We start from the raw sequence: 24,706 nt of genomic DNA, 5'->3' as shown, positions 1-24,706 counted from the left end.
AATAATATTATTATGACAAACTTCAAGAAAAATAAAAAGGTAAATTCCTGTATAGGTAAGCTATTTTTTATATAGGTATATTTAAAAGAATATTTCGTTTATCAGAAAGTTAAGTTAAAATGGAGTGAAAGAAGGAAGAGAGGGGAAGTATATGATTATAATAGGTTATGCGGGGCATGAGTTAGAGAAAGCAAAACCTAATACATCAGAAGATTTTTTTAACAGATCTGAAGTGACATATATATTAAATGATAAAGAGAAAACTTTTTCAGTTTTATACGTTCGCTATTTTGAAGAAGTTATACAAGAAATTACTCCTTTTGAAGGAAATCCAGTGTGTAAAGTAGAAGAACAAGACATATATTTACGGGATATTGTAGCGATATGTTGTTTAGTGAAAGATAAGGAGCTCCGTGCGCAAAAACGTTTATATTTAAATAATATAGAAGAATTTCAACAATATTTTGATGAGAGAACAGTGTTGAAAGTACAAGAAATATTGGCTGAATTACATAAAAATAAAAGAATAGAAATAGCGTGAAATGGAAAGGGAGAGGGAAGAAATGTCTAATTTGATGGTTGAAAATCAAACAGAACAAGTTTCTATATTTTTAGAAGATGCGATTACTTTGATAACCAATTATGTAAATTATCATACGTTGCCTTTTTTATTAGAAGAGACACCAGCTGGGAACGAGCAATATTATAAAGGGTTATTAGCATCAATGAGACGTCTTCTCGTTTTTTGCGAAGAAGGACATGATGCATGTTTTGTTTTGCTGAATAGCCAGCCATTTCGAAAAACAGCAGCTGAAAAAATTTTATATAAGATATATCATCAAGTAATTGCAGAGTTTTTTTCCCCGAAGAGTGATCATTGGTATGAAAATAGTCGATCTGCATATACAGGAAAAAATTCTATCGTTTTTCAACAAACACCACCTTCATCTATAGAGCAAGTGATGAAGAATTTAGAAGGTAAATTTCAATTGATGCGTGAAGAACTAGAATATTATGAGACAGATTACCAAACGAAGATGTTACACAAATACTAATTAAGGAAAAGAAGCTAAGGAGACTTAGCTTCTTTTCCTTTTGTACAGTTATATAAGGGATTTTCATTGAATATATTTAAGTGGATAGCAATAAGGAGGTGTAACATGAGTCAGCAAGGTGTATTTACAGATTACTTTCATGAAGTAGAAAGTTGGTGTGAAAGTGTTCTTCACGTATTAGATAGCCGCGCAATGGAAGTGTATGATGTCCATATGCTTGCTTATAAAATTCAGACATTATTAGAGCGTATGAAAGAGCATGAGTACGAAACGGATGCGGAGTTTATGTATGAAATAAGCGATGATGTAGAACATATTCAACATCATCTGCAGGAAGTATTTATGCAAGAAGAAGAGGAATATGAACTATATGAAAGAGGGGATAGTGAACGAGCTGTTCCAATTGGAGGGCATACACTCCCACCATTACCTTATCCATATAACGCGTTAGAGCCGTATATTTCTAGAGAAATTATGATGTTACACCATGATAAACATCATCGTAGTTATGTAGAAGGGTTAAATAAAGCAGAGAAGATGATGGAGGAAGCGAGAAAAACAAATCAATTTGATTTAATTAAGCATTGGGAACGAGAAGCGGCTTTTCATGGATCAGGACATTATTTACACACGATATTTTGGAATAACATGAAAAAAGATGGTGGTGGAAGTCCAAGAGGGGCTTTTTCACAACAAATTGAACAAGATTTTGGGAGCTTTTTACGTTTTCAAAAACATTTTACGGAAGCAGCCTCTAAAGTAGAAGGTTCAGGCTGGGCGATTCTCGTTTGGGTCCCCCGATCTGGAAGGTTAGAAATTTTGCAGAGTACACTTCATCAATTGTTTACACAATGGGATACGATACCGCTCCTTGTACTAGATGTATGGGAACATGCGTATTATTTACAATACCAAAATCGAAAAGATGAATATATTAAAAATTGGTGGAATGTTGTGAATTGGCCTGATGTAGAAAAAAGATTTGAAACTGCGAAACAAATTGAATGGACACCATATTAGACGCAAATTCCTTGCGTCTTTTTTAATGGGAGCAGAAGGAAGATTTCGTTCATATTTTAAAAGGCCAAGCATACACTTGTACAAAAAGTGCCAAAAGGACGTGGGGGGAAATATGAGACGAATTTGTGTAATCATTACGCTTCTTATTATGTACGCAAGCGTTATGCCGATTCCTACATATGCAAAGATGAACAGTAATGTTAGCGCTCGAAATGCTGTATTAATGGAGCAAAGTTCTGGTCGTGTATTATACGGAAAAGCAGAACATGAGCCACAAAAAATTGCTAGTATAACAAAAATTATGACAGCCTTGTTAGCTGCTGAATCAGGAAAAATGAAAGAAATGGTATCAGTTAGTAATGAAGCAGTCAGGGTGGAAGGATCGGCGATTTATTTAAAACCTGGACAGAAAGTAAAGCTAGAGGATTTAGTATACGGACTTATGCTTAGATCAGGTAATGACGCAGCGCAAGTAATTGCTGAAAATGTAGGAGGGAGTATAGAGGGGTTCGTATATTTAATGAATGAAAAGGCGAAACAAATTGGAATGAAAGATACTCACTTCTCAAATCCTCATGGTTTGGATGGAGATGGCTCTCATTATTCTTCGGCTTATGATATGGCACTGTTAACGAAATATGCAATGGGGAACGAGACCTTTAAGAAAATTTTTGGCACAAAAAAGTATAAATCAAATTCATGGGATTATCCGTGGAAAAATAAACATAAGCTTGTGACATCCTATTATGAATTTGCAACAGGTGGGAAAACAGGTTTTACGAAAAAAGCAGGACGAACGCTTGTTACAACGGCATCAAAAGATGGACTAGATTTAATTGTCGTAACTTTGAGTGCTTCTAGTGATTGGGATGATCATATGAATCTATTTGACAAAGGGTTTGAACGTTTTAAGCAAACAAAAGTTTTAGGACAAGGAGCGCTTGCTGAAATAAATGAAAAGAAATATGCCAATCATGTTTATACGAAAAATAGTTTTTCGGTACCGTTAACTGAAGAAGAAAAAAAGAACGTAGTATTAAAAGTTGAACTTGATAAAAGTGCAAAACTTACGGAGGGAGTAAAGGTTGGGAAGACAGACATTTATGTTGGTAATGAAAAAGTCGGAGAACGGAATTTATTTTATAGTAAACGGAAGTTAGTAGCTGCAACGGGTATGTACTGGAACAATGTGAAAGAAATTTTTTCTTACATGATAGGTGTTGGGAACGATGGTTAATCTCGTCTGGGCAGCGATGGCGGTCATAGGGATTGTGTATGCCATGATAAACGGAACGATGGAAGAAGTAACGAAAGCTGTATTTGATGGGTCAAAAGATGCGGTAACGATTTGCATAGGACTTATTAGCGTTTTAGTATTTTGGCTTGGCTTAATGAAAATTGCAGAGGAAGCAGGGTTGTTAAAAAAGTTAGTTACACTTTTTATGCCGATAGTAAAAAGGTTGTTTCCAGAAATACCGAAGGATCATCCGTCAATGGGATTTATTCTATCGAATATGATGGCGAACTTTTTTGGACTAGGTAATGCAGCAACCCCTCTTGGTATTAAAGCGATGGAACAACTGAAAGAATTAAATGGAGGGAAGGATTCGGCCAGTCGCTCTATGGTGACGTTTCTAGCATTAAATACATCAGCTATTACTTTAATTCCTACTACCGTCATTTCGATTCGAATGACTTATGAATCAGCAAATCCTACTGAAATTGTTGGGGTAACATTCATTGCACAAGTGCTCTCTATGATTGGGGCAATTTGGATTGACCGCTATTTTTACCGAAGAAGGAGTAGAAAGGGGCGGAAAAAATGAGTATTGTAAATACAATTTCATTATGGGTAATCCCTTGTGTAATTGGTTTTATCCTTTTATATGGCACGATAAAGAAAGTCCCAACGTATGAATCGTTCGTTGAGGGAGGAAAAGAAGGGATTCAAATTGCAGTTTCCATTTTACCGTTTATGGTTGGAATGCTTGTATCCATTTCTATTTTTCGGGCATCAGGTGCTTTAGATGCGATGATATCTGTAATGAAGCCGATGTTAGATTTAATTCATGTCCCAGCAGAAATCGTTCCACTTGCGCTTATACGTCCAATTTCGGGTTCTGCTGGTTTAAGTATTACGACTGATTTAATTGCAACATATGGACCAGATTCGTTTATTGGGAGATTAGCTTCTACGATGCAAGGGAGTACAGATACGACTTTTTATATTTTAACAGTATACTTCGGAGCTGTTGGGATTAGAAAAATGGGGGATGCATTAAAAGTAGGACTTTTTGCAGATTTAATCGGGATTATTTGCTCAATTGTGTTTGTTTCTTTATTGTTTCAGTAATACTATTCATTTTTTAGGCTATTTCGCTTATAATACGTATACGACCACTATTAAGGTGTAGCTTAATAGTGGTTTTTTTATGCAGTATTTTTGACAAAATGATGAACTTTTATTGTGAGAAATATGAAAAATATGGACAATAATAAAGGATAAAAACATGATTTGCCCTTTATATGTTTAATATCATCGCTATGTTGTTTAAGTGAGACGAGGCGAACAGTCGTAAAACGTATGCGGTTGCCAAGTCTTTCTAATGTAAGGTAAGATAAATTCGAGGTGAAAAAAAGAAATGGAACGATTACAAAAAGTGATTGCACAAGCAGGTATTGCATCGAGAAGAAAGGCTGAGGAATTAATTCAGCAAGGAAAAGTGAAAGTTAATGGAAAAATAGTGAAGGAGTTAGGAACAAAAGTAACTCCTCAAGATAAAGTAGAAGTAAATAACATCCCTCTTGAAAAAGAAGAACCTGTTTATTTTTTACTATATAAACCAACTGGCGTAATTTCAAGTGTATCAGATGATAAAGGAAGAAATGTTGTAACAGACTTTTTCCCTGAAATTACACAACGTTTATTCCCAATCGGACGCTTAGATTATGATACGTCTGGCGTATTATTAATGACAAACGATGGGGACTTCGCTAATGTATTAATGCACCCGAGATATAAAGTTGAAAAAACATATGTTGCAAAAATAAAAGGGCCATTAACAGGTGAGAAAATTCGCATGTTAGAACGAGGTGTTACATTAGAAGACGGGAAGACAGCACCAGCAAATGTGAAAATTATTTCTTGGGACAAGCGTAAAGAGATGGCGATTGTACAATTAACAATTCACGAAGGCCGTAACCGTCAAGTACGTCGTATGTTTGAAGCGTTAGACTGTAAAGTAGTGAAATTAAAACGTGAACGTTATGCCTTTTTAGAAGTGGGTAGTTTGCGACCTGGTGATGCAAGAGAATTGACACCACATGAGGTAAAACAATTACGCGCGCTTGCTTCTACAAAGCCAAGATAAGCTATAGAGTTAAAATTTCACCAGTGGAGTGCTCTGCTGGTGATTTATTCAATATAACATTTACAGAAAAGAATACATACCATTTACCGAGGAGAGGGGAGACAAGATGAAGAAAAATCGCTTATTATTTCGTGTTATCATCCTGCTCATTTTAAGCGGTGCTGTAGGATTTACCCTTTATCAAGGGTTTTTCACTGATAAAGAGAAAATGCAAATTGGGAAAGAAGCACCTAATTTTGTTGTGACGGATTTGGAAGGAAAGAAAATTGAATTAAAGGACTTAAAGGGTAAAGGTGTATTTTTAAACTTTTGGGGAACTTGGTGTAAACCTTGTGAAAAAGAAATGCCTTATATGAATGAATTATATCCAAAGTATAAAGAAAAAGGCGTTGAAATTATTGCGTTAGATGCAGATGAAACAGATATTGCTGTTAAGAACTTTGTGAAACAATATGATTTGAAATTCCCAATTGCCATTGATAAAGGAACAAAAATCATAGGCACATATGGAGTAGGTCCATTACCGACAAGCTTTTTGATTGATAAAGATGGAAAAGTAGTGGAGCAAATTATAGGTGAACAAACGAAAGAACAGTTAGAAGGCTATTTAAAGAAAATTACTCCGTAATAAAGAAAGCCTTTACATAAGAGGTGCATGTCTATAGCGCCTCTGATTTAAAAATTCTGAGTATTGCGGTAACTTGAGGTTAGAATATACAATAGTACATATAGATACAGGGGCGGTGAGAGTGTTGAAAGAAATTAAATGTGAGTGTGGACATGTTAATCCGATAGGAACCATTTTTTGTGAAGCTTGTGGGAAACCATTTGAAAGCAATGAAAATGTAAAACTATTGGATATGCGCTATGAGGGGAGTGCGCGGAGATCTCTCACGCAAACAAAAACGATAGTCGATAAAATTTGGAGCTTTTTCTCTTCTGTAAAAGTAGGTGTATGGCTAATCGTAATAACTTTAGCTGCATCAGCGATAGGAACAATTTTTCCGCAAGAAATGTACATAACGCCAGGAATTGCACCAGCTGAATATTATAAACAGGAATACGGATTTTTAGGGCAATTATACTATCAATTAGGATTTAATAATTTATACGGTTCATGGTGGTACATGATTTTAATTGCTTCTATTGGTACTTCACTTGTGATATGTAGTTTAGACCGTGTTATTCCCCTTTATAAAGCTTTAAAAAAACAAGGGGTAAAAAGACATCCTAGCTTTTTAAAGAGACAAAGATTATACGGGACTGGTACTCCGCAAGATGGTGACTTGGAAAGAGTGCAAAAGAATTTAAAGAAAAGAAACTATAACGTGAAAGTGGAAGACGGAAACGTTTTAGCGGAAAAGGGACGTTTCTCACGTTGGGGTCCATATGTAAATCATATCGGCCTTATTATCTTTTTATTCGGTGCGATGCTTCGTTTTTTACCGAGTATGTACGTAGACGAAGCTCTTTGGTTACGTGATGGTGAAACGAAAGAAGTACCAGGGACGGATGGTCAATACTATTTAAAAAATGAGAAGTTTATAAAAGAAGTTTATGATAAAAGTAAGGATAAGGAAGTTTTTGATGAAGCGATAGACCGTGTTGGGGATAAAATGATTGCGAAAAACTTCCAAACGAATGCAGTATTATATAAAGCGGTAGGCGAAAATATAGCAGGGCAAAAACCGAAATTAGAAAAAGTAAAAGAAGCGGAAATTCGCGTGAATGAGCCATTGAAATTTGATCAATTTGCAGTGTATCAAGTGGATTATAAAGAAAGTGAATTTAAAAGTATGTCCTTCCACTTGCAAAACAAAGAAAATAATCAAAAGTGGGGACCAATTAAAGTAGATTTAGCGAATCCTACAGAAAAATACGATTTAGGAAATGGTTATTCTTTAGAACTATTAAGCTATTTTCCAGATTTTTATTTTGATGAGAATGGAAAACCGAATACAAAAACAAAATTACCAAACAACCCTGCATTCGTATTTAAAATGTTTACGCCTGAGACGCCAGATGGTGAAGTGAGTTTCGTTGGTATTCAGCAAAATATAGAAGCAGATGGAAACAACAAATATAAAATGTCATTTGCAGGTGTTGAAATGCAAAATGCGACAGCTCTAACGGTTAGGAAAGATTTAACGCTTTGGATTCTTGGTATTGGAGGATTTATATTTATGGTTGGTGTCATTCAAGGTATGTATTGGAATCATCGCCGTATTTGGATACAACGTGTTAATGATGAATGGTGGATTGCAGGACATACGAATAAAAATTGGTTCGGTTTAAAGAAAGATATTGAAAGAATACTAGAAGGTACAGCAATTCCACAGCCAAATGATAAAGTAATTGATAAAAAAATTAGTTAAGGTGGGGAAACGATATGGTGCAAATAAGTAGTAACTTTCTCTTTACCGCATTTATTTTATATTTAATAGCAACTCTATTTTTTGGGGGAGCAATTAAAGAAAAGGGTCATAAATGGGCAAATGTAGGAATAACGATTACAATTTTAGGATTTATAGCACAAACAGTATATTTTGTTACAAGGTGGATTGCATCAGGTCATGCGCCAGTTAGTAACTTTTTCGAATTCGGTACGTTTTTCGGTATGATGCTTGTCGGAGCATTTATTGTAATGTATTTTATGTACCGCGTAAGTATAATTGGACTATTTGCATTACCAGTTGCTCTTTTATTAATTGCCTATGCAAGTATGTTCCCGAGGGAAATATCCCCGCTTATCCCATCTTTAAAAAGTAACTGGTTACACATTCACGTGACGACTGCAGCAGCAGGACAAGCAATTTTAGCAATTAGTTTTATTACGGGCGTTATGTATTTATTGAAAAATGTAGATCAATCAACGAGAAGTAAACGTACATTTTGGTTAGAAACGGTAGTGTTCACACTTGTTTGTACAGTTGGATTTATTGCGGTAACGACAGTATTCTCCAGTATGAAATATGAAGCTAAGTTTCAATGGATTGATAAAAATGAACAACAAGTCGAGATGAAGTATAATCTCCCAGCTTTAGTTGGACCACATGAAGGGAAGTTACTGACAGAAAATAAATTAGAACCGACAGTCGAAGTTCCAGCGATTGTAAATGCGAAAAAATTAAATACTGTTATTTGGTCAGTAATAGTTGGAACACTACTTTATGTTGTATTAAGACTTGTTTTACGCAAACGAGTATCAGCGGCACTTCAGCCACTAGTAAAGAATACGAATAGTGATTTACTGGATGAAATCGGATATCGATCTATTGCAATTGGATTCCCAGTTTTCACATTAGGTGCGCTAATTTTTGCGATGATTTGGGCTCAAATAGCATGGACGCGTTTTTGGGGGTGGGATCCGAAAGAGGTTTGGGCACTTATAACGTGGCTCTTTTATGCGGCAGTATTACATTTACGATTATCTAAAGGATGGCATGGGGAAAAATCAGCGTGGCTTGCAGTAATTGGTTTTGCGATCATTATGTTTAACTTTATTGTAGTGAACTTAATCATTGCGGGTTTACATTCATATGCATAGAGAAATAAAATAGGAGAGTGTATGTCACTTTCCTATTTTATTTTTGTCAAATTTTCTTCTTTTTTGAGAAAAACATGACAAAGTAGCGGTTGATTTTGTAAAATGATGTCGAGGACATAATATACTGTTCAAATAAAATACATAGTTTTGGAAAAAAATTGAACAAACTTTATTATTCTTGTGAAGCATAATAGTGGGAAGTGAAACATTTAGAGGAGTGCTTAAATAACCGAGAATAGCGCAATATAATAGTGTAGAAGGGTAGGTGTGAACCGCTGATGTGAAAATATGCAGCGGGTAGAAATGGAAAATGAATTTAGAATTTTAATTGTAGACGATGAGGATCGCATTCGTCGTTTATTGAAAATGTACTTAGAAAGAGAGCAATACACAATTGAGGAAGCAGATAATGGTGATACAGCTTTAGAAATGGCGTTGCAAAATGATTATGATTTAATCTTATTAGATCTTATGATGCCTGGTAAAGATGGTATCGAAGTGTGCAAAGGGGTTCGTGAGAAAAAAGCGACACCAATTATTATGTTGACGGCAAAAGGTGAAGAAGTAAATCGGGTACAAGGATTTGAAGTTGGAACGGATGATTATATTGTAAAACCATTTAGCCCACGTGAAGTAGTGCTTCGTGTGAAAGCGGTGTTACGTCGTGCTGTACCAACAACATTCTTTACACAAGATACAACGACGAAAGATGTTACTGTGTTCCCGCACTTAACAATTGATAACGATGCACATCGTGTTACTGCAGATGGTAATGAAGTGAACTTAACGCCGAAAGAATATGAATTACTATTATTCTTAGCGAAAGCTCCTGATAAGGTATTCGATCGAGAGCAATTGTTGAAAGAAGTATGGCAATATGAATTCTTCGGAGATTTACGTACAGTGGATACGCATGTAAAGCGTTTACGTGAGAAATTAAGTAAAAAATCACCAGATGCTGCGAAGATGATTGTTACCGTTTGGGGCGTAGGTTACAAGTTTGAGGTTGTGAACGACTGATGCTTTGGAGAAGTGTAGTAGGGAAGTTATGGATGACCATATTACTTCTCGTTTCGTTTGTTCTTGGATTTGTTGCGATTTTACTTTCACAGTTTTTTAGAACGTATTATGTTGATATGAGTGAAGCTAGGCTTCAGAAAGTTGCAACAAGTGTTTCAGAGTTAATTGAAGAAGGTGCCGATGTAAAAACGATTGAGAATATCGCGTATAAATTCTCTGACCCACTTTCAAGAATCATTATTGTAGAAGATGGTAAGGAGATTTCATCTTCTCCGAAACAAGAAGGATTAGTTACGTTAACAATAGATGATTTAAAAGAAGATAAAGAATTAGCTGCTGTTTTTAAAGATAAAAAAGAAATTAAAAACAACATAAGAAAAGCTTCTAATAGTAGGAAGAATAAAAATACTGAAAATGATATTATGATTGTCGGAAAACCGGTGCAATCAAAAAATCAAAGTGCAGTGTTCGTATATGAATCTTTACAAGTACCAATACAAGGTATGGAGAGAACGACTGATTTTATTTTCTTATCGGCTGGGATTGCGATTATATTAACAACCTTCTTTGCGTTCTTCTTATCTACTCGAATTACCGCACCGCTTCGTAAAATGCGTGAGGTTGCTTTTGAGGTGGCACGTGGGAAGTTTGATGCAAAGGCCCCTATGGTATCTCAGGATGAAATTGGTGAGCTTGCAACGGCCTTAAATCAAATGGGTAAACAGTTGAAGTTTAATATGAATGCTTTGCAGCAAGAAAAAGAACAGTTAGCTAGTATTTTGAGTAGTATGGCAGATGGAGTTATTACGTTAAATCAAGAAGGTGAAGTCGTAGTTATTAATCCACCGGCTGAAAATTTCTTACAAGTTTGGCAAGAAGAAAAAGAGATAGAGCTAAGTAAAAAACTACCTTCTGAACTTGTGGAACTATTCCATCGCGTTGTAGAAAGTGAGCAACAACAAGTTGTTGAAATTAATTTGCAAAAAGGTAACTACGTAGTTCTTATGACGCCGCTTTACAATCAAACGAAAATTCGTGGGGCTGTAGCAGTGTTGCGTGATATGACGGAAGAACGCCGTCTTGAGAAGATGCGTCAAGACTTTATTGCCAATGTATCACATGAACTTCGTACACCAATGGTCATGCTTCAAGGGTATAGTGAAGCGATTTTAGATGATATTGTGCAAACGAAAGAGGAAATTAATGAGTTTGTTCAAATTATTTATGATGAATCCGTTCGTTTAGGTAAACTTGTAAATGAATTATTAGATTTAGCTCGTATGGAAAGTGGCCACGTAGAGTTACATATTGGTGAAGTAGATATTCATCCATTTGTCGAAAAGATTGGCCGTAAATTCCAAGGGATTGCAAAGGATAAAGAAGTTGAACTAACAGTAGATTTCCAAAGTCCAATTGAACAATATCCGTTTGATGCAGACCGTATGGAACAGGTGTTGACGAATTTAATTGATAATGCAATTCGTCATACGAATGCAGGTGGACATGTTGCACTTGTAATTCATACGGAAAATAATGGTCTTACTTTCGAAGTGCAAGATTCAGGTGTTGGTATTCCAGAAGAAGATATCCCGTTCTTGTTTGATCGTTTTTACAAAGCTGATAAAGCAAGAACACGCGGGAAAAAGGGTGGAACAGGACTCGGGCTTGCGATTGCTAAAAATATTGTTCAAGGCCATGATGGGAAAATTTCTGTCTCAAGTGTTGTTGGAGAAGGAACTATATTCTCTGTATATTTGCCGAATCGTATAATTTAGATATATGTTTTTAAAGTTAATAATAAATAAAGTTCTACTGTTTTTTATTTTTTTGTAAAATCAATTAAATAAATTATAGTAGAACTTTTTTCTATCTTAGTCGAATTAAGAATAACGAGAGAGGTGCTGTGAAGAAATGAAATTATATACGAAAACAGGAGATAAAGGGAAAACAAGTATAATAGGTGGCAGGGTGGATAAAGATAATATTCGTGTAGAAGCATATGGCACGATAGATGAGGCGAATTCTCATATTGGATATGCGATGACTAAGCTACAAGGCGGGGCATTTGGAGATATTTACAATGAACTTGAAAATATTCAACATGAACTATTTGATTGCGGGGGAGATTTGGCGATAGTGGAGGAGAAAATCCCTTATAAAGTAACGATCGAAATGGTCGAAAGCTTAGAAAGAAGGATTGATTTGTATATAGAAGAAGCGCCACCATTAGAACGCTTTATTTTACCAGGTGGTAGCGAGGCATCAGCTACCATTCATATTGCACGTACTGTTGTGAGAAGAGCAGAGCGCTCTATCGTATCGTTGAAAAAAGAAGTGGAAACAAATGAAGTTGTTCTAAAGTATGTAAATAGATTATCTGATTATTTGTTTGCAGTAGCTAGAGTAATAAATACTCGATTACAAGTAAAAGATGTGGAGTATAACCGTAGCGCATTAGTTTTTCGTGATAAGAAAGAGAAGGAAGTGGAGTAATTCACTTTCTTTTTTTGTATACTTTTTTCTGTAATATACCAAAATAGAGAAGGTATGGTGGTAATTAGAAAACGGAGGATGTATATGAAAGTGTTAAAATGTAGCGTCATGTTATTGACTGTACTGTTTTTATCTCAATTACATGTTTACGCAGAAGAAAATCGATGGACATGGCCTGTGGAAGGACAGATAAGTGATTATTTTGGGACAAGGCATGGAAAACACTACGGTATTGATATAGCTGCACCGATCGGAGCACCTGTGGCAGCTATTCAAGATGGTAAGGTGACAAAGTCTTATTATTCAAATAGTTATGGGAACGTTGTATTTATTAAACATGGAGAATATGAGGCTGTGTATGCACATTTAAATAAGAGACACGTAGTTCAAGGGGATTATATTTCAAAAGGAGAAATAATTGGAGAAGTAGGAAACACAGGAGAATCACGAGGTGCACATTTACATTTAGAACTTCATCAAGGAAGATGGACGATGGCGAAAAAGAATGCGATGAATCCATTACTTGTTTTAAATGAACAAAGAAATGAAGTTGTTTCTTCCTCATTATATGTCGTACAAAAAGGGGATACTTTAGTTAATATTGCACGGAAATTTAGTATGACACTTAAGGAAATAAAAGCAAAAAATGGATTGCAGCAAGAGCAAATTTATCCAAATCAACAATTATACGTAAAGTAAAGAAGAGCTAGTTTAACTAGCTCTTCTTTTACCAAAAAATAAAGACACATATAAATCCAGAAATAGCTAAGTAGCTATATAAGTAAAAAACTTTTGTTCTTGTTTTTTCTTTTGTTCGAAACAGTACAATAGTCGGTTCAATTAAACCGATTGTCAAACAAAGTAAGCCAAGAAGCATACAACCAATCGAAAGAGAGTACAGGGCGATTTGTGGTGCTTGAAATGGAATCATCCATTTTAATAAAAATGCAATAAGTGCAGTGTAACAAATGCTGCCGATGTATTTATTCAACGGTGTATTAGAACGAAAACCAGGAAGTTTTTTTAAGAAAGAGCGAGAAACAACTTCTGTTTGTAAAGATGTATGCTCTTCGATAATTTTTTGAGCTTCTTTTCCTTTTTGGAAAAGGGATAATATCCAGTTACGCTCACCTTGAAAAATAAATTGAGAAGTTGTCAAATAGTGATCAACCTTCACTTTATTCCAACTCTTCCATGGATGACGCTCGCACAATTTTAATTTACTTTCTGTTTTTTTATCATACTGATAAATACTGATGCCATCTTCATCGAAAGCAGCATAGTATGTCTCGCTTGAGAATGTGCCTAAATCAATTGGACAGTAGAAAAGTAATTCTTTTTTTAAGTAAAAGTATTCTTTTCTTAAGTTTTTTTTCATTGCTTCTCGAATAGAGTGTCTTTTATCTTTCTTCATGACATTTCCTCCATAACTCAGAAAATGTTCTTATCTTAACAATTCAACATCTTATCACTTTTCATTATATATGACTAGGGAATTCAAAAGAGAAATGCCTAATAATAAAAAATATGGGGTGTATTGTAAAATATTTTGCAATTATTAATAGGTTATAAAAAATAAACAACTAATTTTAAGTAAGTTACAATTTTTTAGTTCACAATGTTATTAGGTTGTTGTATAATGAAGGGGAAAATAGAATATCGGTCTATCTTCGGGGCAGGGTGAAAATCCCGACCGGCGGTGATGAACTATTTATGATTTCGTTCTAAGCCCGCGAGCCGTTAAGGCAGGATTTGGTGTGATTCCAAAGCCGACAGTATAGTCTGGATGGGAGAAGATGGAGGTTCAAGCGTTCAAAAAAGATAGGAATTTGAACGTCTGTTTGATGTGCCTTAAATTCTCCCTTTGTGTAAAACACAAAGGGTTTTTTCATTCTATGAAAAAATAGGCATAGCAGAACCTTTCCACTTTCCATGAGATGATCGATGGAAAAGGAGAGAGAACGATGAAACAAAAAAACAGTGTAGTAAAGATGGTGAGTGTAGCAATGCTAAGTAGTATTGCATATTTACTAATGATGTTGGATTTCCCGTTCCCAGGGCTTCCGCCATTTTTAAAAATTGATTTTAGTGATGTGCCAGCTCTAATTGCTGCAATTATTTTTGGACCAATTGCGGGGATAATTGTAGAGGGAATAAAGAATATTTTACATTACGGGATTCAAGGAAGTTTAATAGGAGTGCCAGTTGGAGAAATTGCAAACTTTATTGCAGGATGTTTATTTATTGGACCAGCAGCTTTCTTATTTAGAAAGTATCGTACTGTAAAGAGTTTAACGACAGGACTAATGTTAGGGACAATTACAATGGCGCTAATTATGAGTGTATTAAACTATATCATCATATTCCCAGCTTACACTTGGTTTTTAAATGCACCTGCTATGTCTAGTGAGGCTATAAGAACGACTGTTGTAACAGCGATCTTACCGTTTAATTTAATTAAAGGAATTGTAGTAACAATTGTATTTGTAGCATTATTCTCACGCCTGAAAGTATGGGTGTTTGCAAAAATGAAAAATGCATAACATATAAAATAAAACCATTAGTAGTGTGAAACTACTACTGGTTTTTTGTTAAGTAGAATGAAAATAGGGAACAAAAAATGCCCCTCATCAATATGAGGGGCATTTTTTGAAGTTAATAAAAGACTATTCGAATTTTAAAGCGTCGCCGTCAAATGATTCGTCAGCAACTTTAATTGAGTCAGTTGGACAACCTTCGAATGCATCCATCATATCTTCAATTAATACATCTGGAATTTCAACGATACCTTGGTTATCATCTAATGTTACAAATGCAATACCTTCATCATCATAGTCATAAATGTCTGGTGCAGCAGCGCCGCAAGCACCACATGCGATACAAGTATCTTTATCAACGATTGTATATTTTGCCATCTTTTTTCCCTCCTGATAATATGTATGTGAAAAGCTCGCCATAAAAATTATAACCTTATTGTAAAACGGTTTGTAAAACTTTTCAACATAAAATTATAATGATAATGCTTATCAATTAGAGTGTCAACTTATTTTTGAATTATGTCATAAGATTTTCAAAATACGTAAATGTTATTTCGTTTGGTACAATAGAGTATGTACAAGCATATGGTACCGATATGATAAGGTTAATGAGTAACAGTAGACGTTGTAATCATATTGAAAAAGAATTAAGTTAAATTGGAAAGGGGAAGCGGTAATGCAAATACAATATACTTTATTGTATTGTTTAAAACAATTAAATGGCGAAAGGACCGTTTCTTCTATTTATTATTTATTAAAAGGAAAGAGGTCATCGCAAACATTACAAGATGGGAATATGTTTCAAATTTCTTTTTTGTTTGGGATTTATAAATCATTGAATAGAGCTGATTATGATCAAGAAGTTGCAAAGTTGTTACAAACGGATTTAGTTCAATCTATACATGAAAATACATACGTAGTAACGACTGCTGGTAACATACAATTAAAAAAATGGAAAGATGACTTTGCTTTTCCGACGTGTTTACATGGTTTACACTATGGTGAAATAGGTGAAACGTTTTGGAAGAGATTATCATTAATCGTTCAAACCATTTCGAATTTACAACAGGTGAATACGAAATTTATTCCAATTCAGCAAGATACAGAAATAATGATGTGGGTGAAACGTTTTCTCACTGGAATACCATATATGAGAAGTGAATTGGCTAAAAGGTTGTGGAAGGAGATGTATACTCTTTTACAAAAAAATAAACCATTAGAGGCGACAATCGTAACATATCGCTTAACGGGCTATAAACGCATCGGTTGTACGTTGCAACAATTAGCAGAAATTACGAAACAAGATGTATTTCGAGTGTATTTTTTATTTTGGGGTACAATTCATTTCATTATTCAAGAAGTTCGTAATAAAGAAAGTGAGTTTCCGTTATTAGCTGAAATTATATCTTATCCAAATGAGAAGGCTGATTTATTTAGCATATCTACGAAAAAAACATATAATCTTTGGAGACAAGGACGCTTTCTGGAAGAAATAGCAACAATTCGGAATTTGAAGGTTGCAACGATAGAAGATCATTTTGTAGAAATCGCTTTACGAGAAAAAGAATTTTCAATTGAGATGTTTATGGAGAAAGACAAAATAGATAAAGTAAAAGAAGTAATTGAGACATTACAAACACGTAAGTTACGTGTCTTGAAACAAGCGGTTGGGGAAGAGATATCTTATTTTGAAGTCCGTCTTGTATTGGCACGGATGGAGGGTATAAATGAAACTTGAGGAATATTTATATAAGTGGTTTGGATATTCTGAATTTCGTCAAGGACAAAAAGAAGTTATTACAGACTTATTAGAAGGAAAAGATGTTATAGCGATGCTTCCGACTGGAAGAGGGAAATCTATGTGCTATCAACTCCCAGGGCTAATGCAAGAAGGAACAGTGCTTGTTGTATCACCACTATTATCTTTAATGGAAGATCAAGTTACACAATTAAAGTATGTTGTGAAAAATCGAGTGATTGCATTTAATAGTTTTCGGACATTAAGTGAAAAAAGAGAAGCGATGAAAAAATTGGCTTTTTATAAATTTATTTTTGTGTCTCCAGAAATGTTGCAATCGGATTTATTAATAAGAGAATTGAAGAAAATTCATATTTCAATGTTTGTTGTGGATGAGGCCCATTGTATTTCGCAGTGGGGGTATGATTTTAGACCGGATTATAAAAAATTAAACGTAGTAATCGAGAACATTGGATCTCCTACGGTACTAGCATTAACAGCGACAGCGACAAAGGATGTACTGCAAGATATAGCAGAGAGTTTAAGTTTAAAGAATGTCTCGCAGCATGCATACTCTATTGATCGTCCAAATATTGCAATGGAAGTGCAATTTGTAGAGACGATAGAAGAGAAGAAAGAAGCACTTTTGGAACATGTGATGTATTTACAGGGGCCTGGGATTGTATATTGTTCAAGTAGAGCATGGACAGAACGTTTAACGGAATATTTAAGAGGAAAAGGCTGTACTGGTGTGGCTTTTTATCATGGTGGTATGGAACATGAAGAGCGTATGTTAATTCAGCAGCAATTTATGAATGATCAATTGCAAATTGTAATATGCACAAGTGCTTTTGGTATGGGAGTAAATAAGTCGAATACGAGATATATTATTCATTTCCATTATCCGACTAATATAGCTTCCTACTTGCAAGAAATCGGAAGAGCTGGAAGAGATGGCGAACCGAGTATAGCCTTTTTATTATGTAGTCCGTTGGATCACGATTTGCCAATTTCAATTATTGAAGATGAATTGCCAAGTAAGTCGCAAATACAATTTTTATTTTCTTTACTACAAGAAAGAATGTTTCAAACGAAAGAATTACCAATAGAAGATGTAGAAGAAATTTGTTATAATGCAGCAAGATTTAATGAACAATATTGGCGTTTCATCCGCTATCATCTCGAACGGCTTGGGATCATACAACGGCGAAAACTAATATTAGAGAGCTTGTCAGATGAAATCATGAACAGATTAATAGCTGAAGTAGAAATAAGATTGCGTAATAAATATAGTGAGCTAGAAAACATGAAGTCATGGATACAAGTTAAAGGATGTAGGCGTGAATATGTACTTCAACAGTTCGGTTATAGAAAAGAGACAGAGTTGAAAAATTGCTGCGATTATTGTGGTATTACAAAAACGGAGTATAAAAAAAGACGAGCGCAACAATCCGATTTCGACTATAATTGGGAAACAGAGTTACAAAAGCTTTTCGGCCTAGAAAAGATGGAGGAATGATGAACATTCAAAGGCATAATGTTGAAGATATGAGTCCGAAAGAAATAAGGCTGAATCTGTATATAACACAGCTAATTATTATTGGTATTGGTTGTTTGCTAGCATATATATTATTTCGAGATACAAAAGAAGTTTTTAGTCTTTGGAAGTGGGAACCTGTACGAATACTTATAGTAGGTAGTTTATTAGCGATTGGTATTGTGTTATTAGATTATGTTGCAATGCGAGTATTTCCAGAGTCTTGGTTTGATGATGGTGGTATTAACGATAAGATGTTTCAAGGAATGTCAGTTATGCATTTACTCGTTATTACGTTCGTTATTGGCTTTGCAGAAGAATTTTTATTTAGAGGTGTAATGCAGACTCATTTCGGAATTATAATAGCAAGTTTAGTATTTGCAGTCTTACATATTCGGTATATAACAAAGCCATTTTTGTTTTGTTTCGTCTGTTTTATTAGTTTTGTCTTTGGTTATGTATTTGAATGGACAGAGAATTTATTTATAACAATCTTTGCACACTTTCTTGTTGATTTTATAATGGGACTCCAACTAAGAAAATAAATGGAAGGTGGTGGTGAACAACATGAGGAAACGAATTCCTGATTTTGAAGAGGAATTAGAAGTTGAGCAAGTGGAAGAAGATGAAAGTTTACCGCCGCGAAGTGAACTTCATAGAAATAAAGAGAAAAAGCAAAAGTTTAAAATGAATCACATTTTTGTCCGAGTATTAACGTGTCTATTCATATTACTACCAATTAGTATTTTATGGTATACGGATAAATATATTCAGGTGAAAAGTGATAGTAGTAATGCTGGTAAAAGTGCGTTTGAAGTAATTTTTTTTGATTCAGCCAAATCTGAAACTCAGAAACAATCTGAGAAGGTGGTAACGCATACTGTGAAAAAGGGAGAAACTTTAGAAAGTATAGCGAAGCAATATTTTTCAGATGAAAGTGGGATTGAAGTTATTAAAAAGTATAATAACTTAGAAGAAGATGAAGTGAGTGCAGGTCAAGAATTAAAAATTCCGATAAAAGATAAGTCCGTAAAACAAGAGAGCTAGTAAATTAAGCAATTCGTAGCTTGTTATAAAAACTGAGGATTATCTTTATGAGTAGGGGAGTAAAAATATGATATGGATTACAATATTAAGTACTCTCATATGTATAGGTATAATATTTCTTCTTGTAATGTATAAAGAAGCGATGCGTAATACGGTATTGGAACATACTTTAGAATTTAAAGAATTCCCGCAAAGTTTTCAACAGATGAATATGTTTTTTATTTCTGATATTCATAGAAGAGTCGTTTCAGATTCGTTAATTGAGCGAATAAAGGGAAAAGTAGATCTCGTTATTATTGGTGGTGATTTAGCGGAAAAGGGCGTACCTTTATCAAAAATCTCTGCAAATATTCAAAAGTTAAGAGCGATAGCTCCTGTATATTTTGTATGGGGAAATAATGACTATGAGATTGAATACCATGAATTAGATGCGTTGCTATTAGAAAATAATGTAAAAGTTTTAGATAATACAAGAGTTGTATTTGAATCTGAGTTAGGAGAGAAAATTTGCTTACTCGGTGTAGATGATGTTGGATTGGAACGTGATCGTTTAGACTTAGCATTGGCTGATTGTAAAGAAGAGGGATTTCGTATTTTAATTAGTCACAACCCTGATATAATAAAAAAAATGTCTGGAAAAGAACAAATTTCACTTGTGTTAAGTGGACATACACATGGAGGACAGATTCGATTATTCCCATCTGAAAAATATTTAAAAGGTGGCGTATATAATCATTCAAATACGACTCTCTTTGTTAGTAATGGATACGGAACAACATTGATTCCACTTCGTTTTCGAGCACCTGCTCAAACACATATTATTACGTTATGTGGAGGGAAATGATGCCAACTCTAAATGGAAAATATAATATAAAAGCTGTTTCGAATATTATTGGAGTTCAACCGAGTACGCTTCGTGCATGGGAAAGGCGATATCAGATTATTGCCCCAAAGCGGAATCAAGCTGGGCATCGATTATATACAGAAGAGCATATTCGAATTTTGAAATGGTTAATGGAGAAGGTTTCTTCCGGTATGATGATTGGACAAGCAGTGCAGTTATTAGAAGGGAATCGTTTGCAGAGTAATGCCCAAAAAGAAATACATTACGATAAAGAAGTTGTTTTAGTGGACGATTTACTACAAGCTTTGTTAGAATTTGATGAAATTACAACTTCTGCATTAATAAATGAGGCTTTTAGTATTTATTCAACAGAAAAAATTATCACCGGTATTATTCTTCAAGTGACAAACAAATTGTTGACACTAAAAAATAACAATGAGATTGCAATGACGCAATTCCAATATGCCGTATCATTTTTACAAACTCGTCTAGGAATGGTGTATCATAATGCTTCAACGTTTTCTTCCATACACAAAGTAATTGTGTTAGAAAATAATGCGTTGAAAGGATTTATTTTCTCAATGTATTTACGTTTAAAAGGATATGAGGCGATACATATTAGGACAAGTTTAGAGGGAGATGGCATGTTATTAGCGGTTGAGCAAATACAGCCAAAATATTTATTTGTCTCTTTTGAAAATGGCCTAGAACTGAAAAGGGCGATGAATGTTGGGGATTTATTGCAAGAAAAAAATGAGAACCTTTCTGTTGGGGTTATAGGGGAAATAAGCGCTCGAGATCAGTTGAACATTCAAACAATCCTAATCGGCGATACGAAAGAAGAATGGGATGAATGGTTAAAAATGTTAGAATAGTTGTTCGGAAAGAACCATCTATTTTCTATTTCATATAATAAAAATTAGATTCAATGGTTACGTAGGGAGGGTATGAGATGAGGCTGGAACGATTAAATTATAATAAGATAAAAATTTTCCTAACATTTGATGATTTATCTGAACGAGGATTAACGAAAGAGGATTTATGGAGAAATGCACCGAAAGTACAGCAACTATTTCGTGATATGATGCAAGAAGCAAATAAAGAATTAGGATTTGAAGCAGATGGTCCAATTGCAGTTGAAGTATTTTCTCTACAAGCACAAGGCATGGTTGTAATAGTAACGAAGGAAAATCAAGAAGTGGATACAGATGATGAGTTCCGTGACGAGTTTATTGAAATGCAAGTGACTCTAGATGAGAGCGAGCACATACTTTATGAGTTTGCTACACTAGACGACGTAATTAACCTGTCGAATCGCTTATATAACCTTGGTGTAACTGGCGGAAAGTTATATACGTGGGATGGGCGTTTCTATCTTTGGATGGAAGAAGAAGAGCAAATACAATTATTGAAGGCGGATTTTATAGCTATTTTAGCAGAATACGGTAATCCGTCTACGGCAACCATTTACCGTGTAATGGAGTATGGTAAAGAATTAATGGCTTCTCAAGCAATTGAACAAGTATACAATTACTTTGTGAAAAAGCAAAACCTCAGCTAATATAACATAGCTGGGGTTTTGTATTTTATTTGGATAAGAGGAGTAAGGCTAGGGTCAATTATAAATATTTAAACAAACGTTTTCTTAATTAAATATACCGTTTCGCGACGCTGTATTCGAGTGAGATAAAAAATATTTAAATATTTAAGTATTTTACTTTTCTAAAAGCAATAAAAGGACTATAATAATAGTGAAAACGCTTGCAATACGAAATAAGTTGTATATATTTGTTAGCGTTTTCTATTGCATTCCAAATTTAACGGTGTATACTAGGCAATGAAGGTTTACTAAACAAGTGAAATTACAGGGGGTTTACTTACTATGGTAGCCGAAAAGGGAACTCAAACAAAAACACAACAACAAAGGGAACAACATTTTGAACTATTGAATTCGACACAAATTGTTATTAGTGAAGCATTAGAAAAATTGGGTTATCCAAACGAAGTATATGAATTATTAAAAGAACCAATTCGTATGATGACAGTGAAAATACCAGTTCGTATGGATGACGGGACTGTTAAAATATTTACAGGATATCGTGCGCAACATAATGATGCTGTTGGTCCAACGAAAGGTGGAATTCGCTTCCATCCGAATGTAACAGAAAATGAAGTGAAAGCACTTTCGATCTGGATGAGTTTAAAATGTGGTATTGTTGATTTACCGTATGGTGGAGGTAAAGGTGGAATTATCTGTGACCCACGTGAAATGTCATTCCGTGAATTAGAAAGACTAAGCCGCGGTTATGTACGAGCAATTAGCCAAATCGTTGGTCCTACAAAAGATATTCCGGCTCCAGACGTATTTACAAACTCTCAAATTATGGCATGGATGATGGATGAGTATAGCCGTATTGATGAATTTAATTCACCAGGATTTATTACAGGTAAGCCACTTGTATTAGGTGGATCACACGGACGTGAAACAGCAACAGCGAAAGGTGTAACAATTTGTATTCGCGAAGCTGCAAAAAAACGCGACATTGATATTAAAGGTGCGCGTGTTGTTGTTCAAGGGTTCGGTAATGCGGGTAGCTTCTTAGCTAAATTTATGCATGATGCAGGTGCGAAAGTAATTGCAATTTCAGATGCTTACGGTGCATTACATGATCCAAATGGATTAGATATTGATTATTTATTAGACCGTCGTGATAGCTTCGGTACAGTAACAAAACTATTTAATAATACAATTTCAAACAAAGAATTGTTAGAACTTGATTGCGATATTTTAGTTCCAGCTGCAATTGAGAACCAAATTACAGAAGAAAATGCTAATAATATTAAAGCAAAAATTGTTGTTGAAGCTGCAAATGGTCCAACAACTTTAGAAGCAACTAAAATTTTAACAGATCGCGGAATTTTACTTGTTCCAGACGTATTAGCAAGTGCTGGTGGAGTTACAGTATCTTACTTTGAGTGGGTACAAAATAACCAAGGTTACTACTGGACAGAAGAAGAAGTAGAACAACGCTTAGAAAAAGTAATGGTAAGATCATTTGATTCTATTTATGAAACAGCACAAGTTCGTAAAGTGAACATGCGCTTAGCAGCTTATATGGTTGGTGTTCGTAAAATGGCTGAAGCAAGTCGCTTCAGAGGTTGGGTATAATATTATATCGTGAAAAAACGTGATTCCTTTCGAGGGAATCACGTTTTTTTGTTGGAGTATTAGTGTGAGGTGTTGTATATGGAAAATGAAATGATGGAACGAGTAGAACAATTAGAAGAAAAGGTTAAGAGGTTAGAGGGAGAACTCTCAAGAACGATGAAAGCCCGAAAAACAAGTGTCGTTCGGATGTTCGGAGAAGGCTTATTGTTTTTAATATTTGGTTTGGTTGTAGTAGGGTCGATTATCGCTGTTATATTCACGATTATTACTTGGCTTGTTGAAAAATAAAATAAAAAAATAAAAGAACGCTTGTTCTATACGAACAAACGTGCTATACTCTCCTTAGATAAACAAAACGGAAATGATTTTAAGGAGAGATAAATGATGAAAATGACAGTAGACCAAAGATTTATGATGCCAGCAGATGTTGTAGAACGAGTGGAAGTATTACGAAACAAACAAAGTAAGCGTGGCGCATTATTACAATCAGTAAATGAATTTTTCGGCTTAGATACGAAAGAAGATTGTGTTTGGTTTTACGGTTTTTATGGAGTCGCTGTAAGTATTTTGTTATTTATGGTGTTCACATCAAATATTTTCGATTTTCTCTTCGTGTAAGAAATATGCGATAAGGACATTGCTACCGAATACATATATAAGGAAGTAAGGTAATTTTCTAAAGCGGGAGTTGGTAGTAATGGCGATGTTTCCTATAGAGCGTAACTATATTGGATATGGAAGTTCACGACCGGGAATTCCTCTTTCTAAAGTAAGGTTTATTGTAAGTCATGATACAGGGAATCCTGGTAGCAATGCAATAGGAAATCGGGATTACTTTAATGAAATACAACCGAAAGCTTCGGCGCATACATTTATAGATGACAAAACAATATTGGAAATTGTTCCTATAAATGAAGTTGCGTATCATGTTCGATATGGTGTGTCGACGGATAATGACTTATATGGTTATGATGCGAATAAGGCTGCCATTGGTGTGGAACTTTGTTATGGCGGTGATGTTAACTTTTGGGAAGCGTATACGCGTTTTACATGGTATCATGCTTATTTATGTCAAAACTTTGGCTTGAATCCGAAAAAAGATATCGTATCACATAAAACACTTGATCCAGCTAGAAAGATTGATCCTGAAAATGTATTAGGGAAACAAGGTATTAGATTTCAACAGTTTTTAGCAGATGTCTATCGGATGTACGTTTCGTTTAGATGACAAACGTATGAAAAATGAATACAATAAAGATAGGTGCCTACTGTTGTAAGTAGGTTTTTTCTTGTTTTTATAAATAGTGCAGAGGTAGAAGACTAGGAGT

28 protein-coding genes and 1 riboswitch are annotated in these 24,706 nt (G+C 34.8%); of the genes, 26 read left to right on the top strand and 2 right to left on the bottom strand.

Annotation, left to right across the window (positions count from 1 at the left end; all coding sequences use genetic code 11):
• Positions 1 to 151 precede the first annotated feature (151 nt).
• From JDS95_RS07490 to JDS95_RS07425, 14 genes are all read left to right on the top strand, one after another.
• On the top strand, positions 152 to 541 hold the full coding sequence (locus JDS95_RS07490; protein ID WP_000583780.1) for a hypothetical protein: 390 nt from the start codon (positions 152 to 154) through the stop codon (positions 539 to 541).
• A gap of 22 nt (positions 542 to 563) precedes the next feature.
• Positions 564 to 1,055 (top strand): YpuI family protein, encoded by a 492-nt coding sequence (locus JDS95_RS07485; protein ID WP_000067560.1) that lies wholly within the window; start codon positions 564 to 566, stop codon positions 1,053 to 1,055.
• A 105-nt stretch (positions 1,056 to 1,160) separates the two neighbouring features.
• On the top strand, positions 1,161 to 2,075 hold the full coding sequence (locus tag JDS95_RS07480; RefSeq protein WP_000082675.1) for a superoxide dismutase: 915 nt from the start codon (positions 1,161 to 1,163) through the stop codon (positions 2,073 to 2,075).
• A gap of 112 nt (positions 2,076 to 2,187) precedes the next feature.
• Entirely contained in the window at positions 2,188 to 3,312 is a 1,125-nt protein-coding gene (dacB, locus tag JDS95_RS07475; RefSeq protein WP_001252631.1) for a D-alanyl-D-alanine carboxypeptidase DacB, read from the top strand.
• Positions 3,305 to 3,901 (top strand): spore maturation protein SpmA, encoded by a 597-nt coding sequence (gene spmA, locus JDS95_RS07470; protein ID WP_000247802.1) that lies wholly within the window; start codon positions 3,305 to 3,307, stop codon positions 3,899 to 3,901. The genes dacB and spmA overlap by 8 nt, the downstream gene beginning before the upstream one ends.
• Entirely contained in the window at positions 3,898 to 4,428 is a 531-nt protein-coding gene (spmB, locus tag JDS95_RS07465; RefSeq protein ID WP_000029515.1) for a spore maturation protein SpmB, read from the top strand. The genes spmA and spmB overlap by 4 nt, the downstream gene beginning before the upstream one ends.
• Before the next feature lie 289 nt (positions 4,429 to 4,717).
• Positions 4,718 to 5,446, top strand: coding sequence for a 23S rRNA pseudouridine(2605) synthase RluB (rluB, locus tag JDS95_RS07460; RefSeq protein ID WP_000440550.1), 729 nt, complete (start codon positions 4,718 to 4,720; stop codon positions 5,444 to 5,446).
• 106 nt (positions 5,447 to 5,552) lie between these two features.
• On the top strand, positions 5,553 to 6,074 hold the full coding sequence (gene resA / locus JDS95_RS07455) for a thiol-disulfide oxidoreductase ResA (protein WP_000742207.1): 522 nt from the start codon (positions 5,553 to 5,555) through the stop codon (positions 6,072 to 6,074).
• 121 nt (positions 6,075 to 6,195) lie between these two features.
• Positions 6,196 to 7,821 carry a cytochrome c biogenesis protein ResB gene (gene resB, locus JDS95_RS07450; RefSeq protein ID WP_000910514.1) on the top strand — a complete coding sequence of 542 codons (1,626 nt, stop codon included), beginning with the start codon at positions 6,196 to 6,198 and terminating at the stop codon, positions 7,819 to 7,821.
• Positions 7,822 to 7,835: 14 nt separating this feature from the next.
• On the top strand, positions 7,836 to 8,993 hold the full coding sequence (gene resC / locus JDS95_RS07445; protein ID WP_000250078.1) for a cytochrome c biogenesis protein ResC: 1,158 nt from the start codon (positions 7,836 to 7,838) through the stop codon (positions 8,991 to 8,993).
• A gap of 303 nt (positions 8,994 to 9,296) precedes the next feature.
• A complete protein-coding gene (gene resD / locus JDS95_RS07440) occupies positions 9,297 to 10,013 on the top strand; it encodes a DNA-binding response regulator ResD (RefSeq protein WP_000426665.1) in 717 nt (238 codons plus the stop codon).
• Complete coding sequence (gene resE / locus JDS95_RS07435) at positions 10,013 to 11,788, top strand: sensor histidine kinase ResE (RefSeq protein WP_000964660.1); 1,776 nt, start codon at positions 10,013 to 10,015, stop codon at positions 11,786 to 11,788. The genes resD and resE overlap by 1 nt, the downstream gene beginning before the upstream one ends.
• Before the next feature lie 136 nt (positions 11,789 to 11,924).
• Entirely contained in the window at positions 11,925 to 12,506 is a 582-nt protein-coding gene (locus JDS95_RS07430) for a cob(I)yrinic acid a,c-diamide adenosyltransferase (RefSeq protein WP_000781253.1), read from the top strand.
• An 84-nt stretch (positions 12,507 to 12,590) separates the two neighbouring features.
• Complete coding sequence (locus JDS95_RS07425) at positions 12,591 to 13,205, top strand: peptidoglycan DD-metalloendopeptidase family protein (RefSeq protein ID WP_000866131.1); 615 nt, start codon at positions 12,591 to 12,593, stop codon at positions 13,203 to 13,205.
• Positions 13,206 to 13,233: 28 nt separating this feature from the next.
• Here the strand turns inward: JDS95_RS07425 and JDS95_RS07420 are convergent, their stop codons facing one another.
• A complete protein-coding gene (locus tag JDS95_RS07420) occupies positions 13,234 to 13,920 on the bottom strand; it encodes a hypothetical protein (protein ID WP_000710843.1) in 687 nt (228 codons plus the stop codon).
• A gap of 248 nt (positions 13,921 to 14,168) precedes the next feature.
• Positions 14,169 to 14,308: riboswitch (FMN riboswitch) on the top strand.
• Positions 14,309 to 14,470: 162 nt separating this feature from the next.
• Between JDS95_RS07420 and JDS95_RS07415 the strand changes: the two genes are divergently transcribed.
• Positions 14,471 to 15,049 (top strand): ECF transporter S component, encoded by a 579-nt coding sequence (locus tag JDS95_RS07415; protein WP_000810842.1) that lies wholly within the window; start codon positions 14,471 to 14,473, stop codon positions 15,047 to 15,049.
• A 123-nt stretch (positions 15,050 to 15,172) separates the two neighbouring features.
• Here the strand turns inward: JDS95_RS07415 and JDS95_RS07410 are convergent, their stop codons facing one another.
• Entirely contained in the window at positions 15,173 to 15,421 is a 249-nt protein-coding gene (locus JDS95_RS07410) for a ferredoxin (RefSeq protein ID WP_001151993.1), read from the bottom strand.
• 298 nt (positions 15,422 to 15,719) lie between these two features.
• Here JDS95_RS07410 and JDS95_RS07405 point away from each other — a divergent pair, with 298 nt between their 5' ends.
• The 11 genes from JDS95_RS07405 to JDS95_RS07355 all read left to right on the top strand — a co-directional run bounded on the left by JDS95_RS07405 (position 15,720) and on the right by JDS95_RS07355 (position 24,606).
• The gene (locus JDS95_RS07405; protein WP_001167019.1) at positions 15,720 to 16,781 is read left to right on the top strand and encodes a YpbB family protein; all 1,062 of its coding nucleotides are present in this window, start codon (positions 15,720 to 15,722) and stop codon (positions 16,779 to 16,781) included.
• Positions 16,771 to 18,300 carry a RecQ family ATP-dependent DNA helicase gene (locus JDS95_RS07400; protein WP_000762984.1) on the top strand — a complete coding sequence of 510 codons (1,530 nt, stop codon included), beginning with the start codon at positions 16,771 to 16,773 and terminating at the stop codon, positions 18,298 to 18,300. The genes JDS95_RS07405 and JDS95_RS07400 overlap by 11 nt, the downstream gene beginning before the upstream one ends.
• Positions 18,300 to 18,863: a CPBP family intramembrane glutamic endopeptidase gene (locus JDS95_RS07395; protein WP_001025773.1), complete on the top strand. Its 564-nt coding sequence runs from the start codon at positions 18,300 to 18,302 to the stop codon at positions 18,861 to 18,863. The genes JDS95_RS07400 and JDS95_RS07395 overlap by 1 nt, the downstream gene beginning before the upstream one ends.
• Before the next feature lie 22 nt (positions 18,864 to 18,885).
• The gene (locus JDS95_RS07390) at positions 18,886 to 19,365 is read left to right on the top strand and encodes a LysM peptidoglycan-binding domain-containing protein (protein ID WP_001231536.1); all 480 of its coding nucleotides are present in this window, start codon (positions 18,886 to 18,888) and stop codon (positions 19,363 to 19,365) included.
• A gap of 67 nt (positions 19,366 to 19,432) precedes the next feature.
• Entirely contained in the window at positions 19,433 to 20,209 is a 777-nt protein-coding gene (locus JDS95_RS07385) for a metallophosphoesterase (protein ID WP_000637912.1), read from the top strand.
• Entirely contained in the window at positions 20,209 to 21,084 is an 876-nt protein-coding gene (locus JDS95_RS07380; RefSeq protein WP_001142654.1) for a MerR family transcriptional regulator, read from the top strand. The genes JDS95_RS07385 and JDS95_RS07380 overlap by 1 nt, the downstream gene beginning before the upstream one ends.
• A gap of 77 nt (positions 21,085 to 21,161) precedes the next feature.
• Complete coding sequence (locus JDS95_RS07375; protein ID WP_001235404.1) at positions 21,162 to 21,770, top strand: genetic competence negative regulator; 609 nt, start codon at positions 21,162 to 21,164, stop codon at positions 21,768 to 21,770.
• Between the two features lie 321 nt (positions 21,771 to 22,091).
• Positions 22,092 to 23,378 (top strand): NAD-specific glutamate dehydrogenase, encoded by a 1,287-nt coding sequence (gudB, locus tag JDS95_RS07370; protein WP_000225171.1) that lies wholly within the window; start codon positions 22,092 to 22,094, stop codon positions 23,376 to 23,378.
• Between the two features lie 78 nt (positions 23,379 to 23,456).
• On the top strand, positions 23,457 to 23,666 hold the full coding sequence (locus tag JDS95_RS07365; RefSeq protein ID WP_098162478.1) for a hypothetical protein: 210 nt from the start codon (positions 23,457 to 23,459) through the stop codon (positions 23,664 to 23,666).
• 93 nt (positions 23,667 to 23,759) lie between these two features.
• Positions 23,760 to 23,996: a DUF3961 domain-containing protein gene (locus tag JDS95_RS07360; protein WP_002042997.1), complete on the top strand. Its 237-nt coding sequence runs from the start codon at positions 23,760 to 23,762 to the stop codon at positions 23,994 to 23,996.
• A 79-nt stretch (positions 23,997 to 24,075) separates the two neighbouring features.
• The gene (locus JDS95_RS07355; RefSeq protein ID WP_001240652.1) at positions 24,076 to 24,606 is read left to right on the top strand and encodes a peptidoglycan recognition protein family protein; all 531 of its coding nucleotides are present in this window, start codon (positions 24,076 to 24,078) and stop codon (positions 24,604 to 24,606) included.
• The last annotated feature ends 100 nt before the right edge of the window (positions 24,607 to 24,706 follow it).

The organism is Bacillus cereus group sp. N24 (genome assembly GCF_016483345.1).
In the GTDB taxonomy this organism is placed as follows: Bacteria; Bacillota; Bacilli; order Bacillales; family Bacillaceae_G; genus Bacillus_A; species Bacillus_A toyonensis.
The sequence above is the reverse complement of the archived record's forward strand: the minus strand, read 5'-3'. Positions and strand labels throughout refer to the sequence as shown.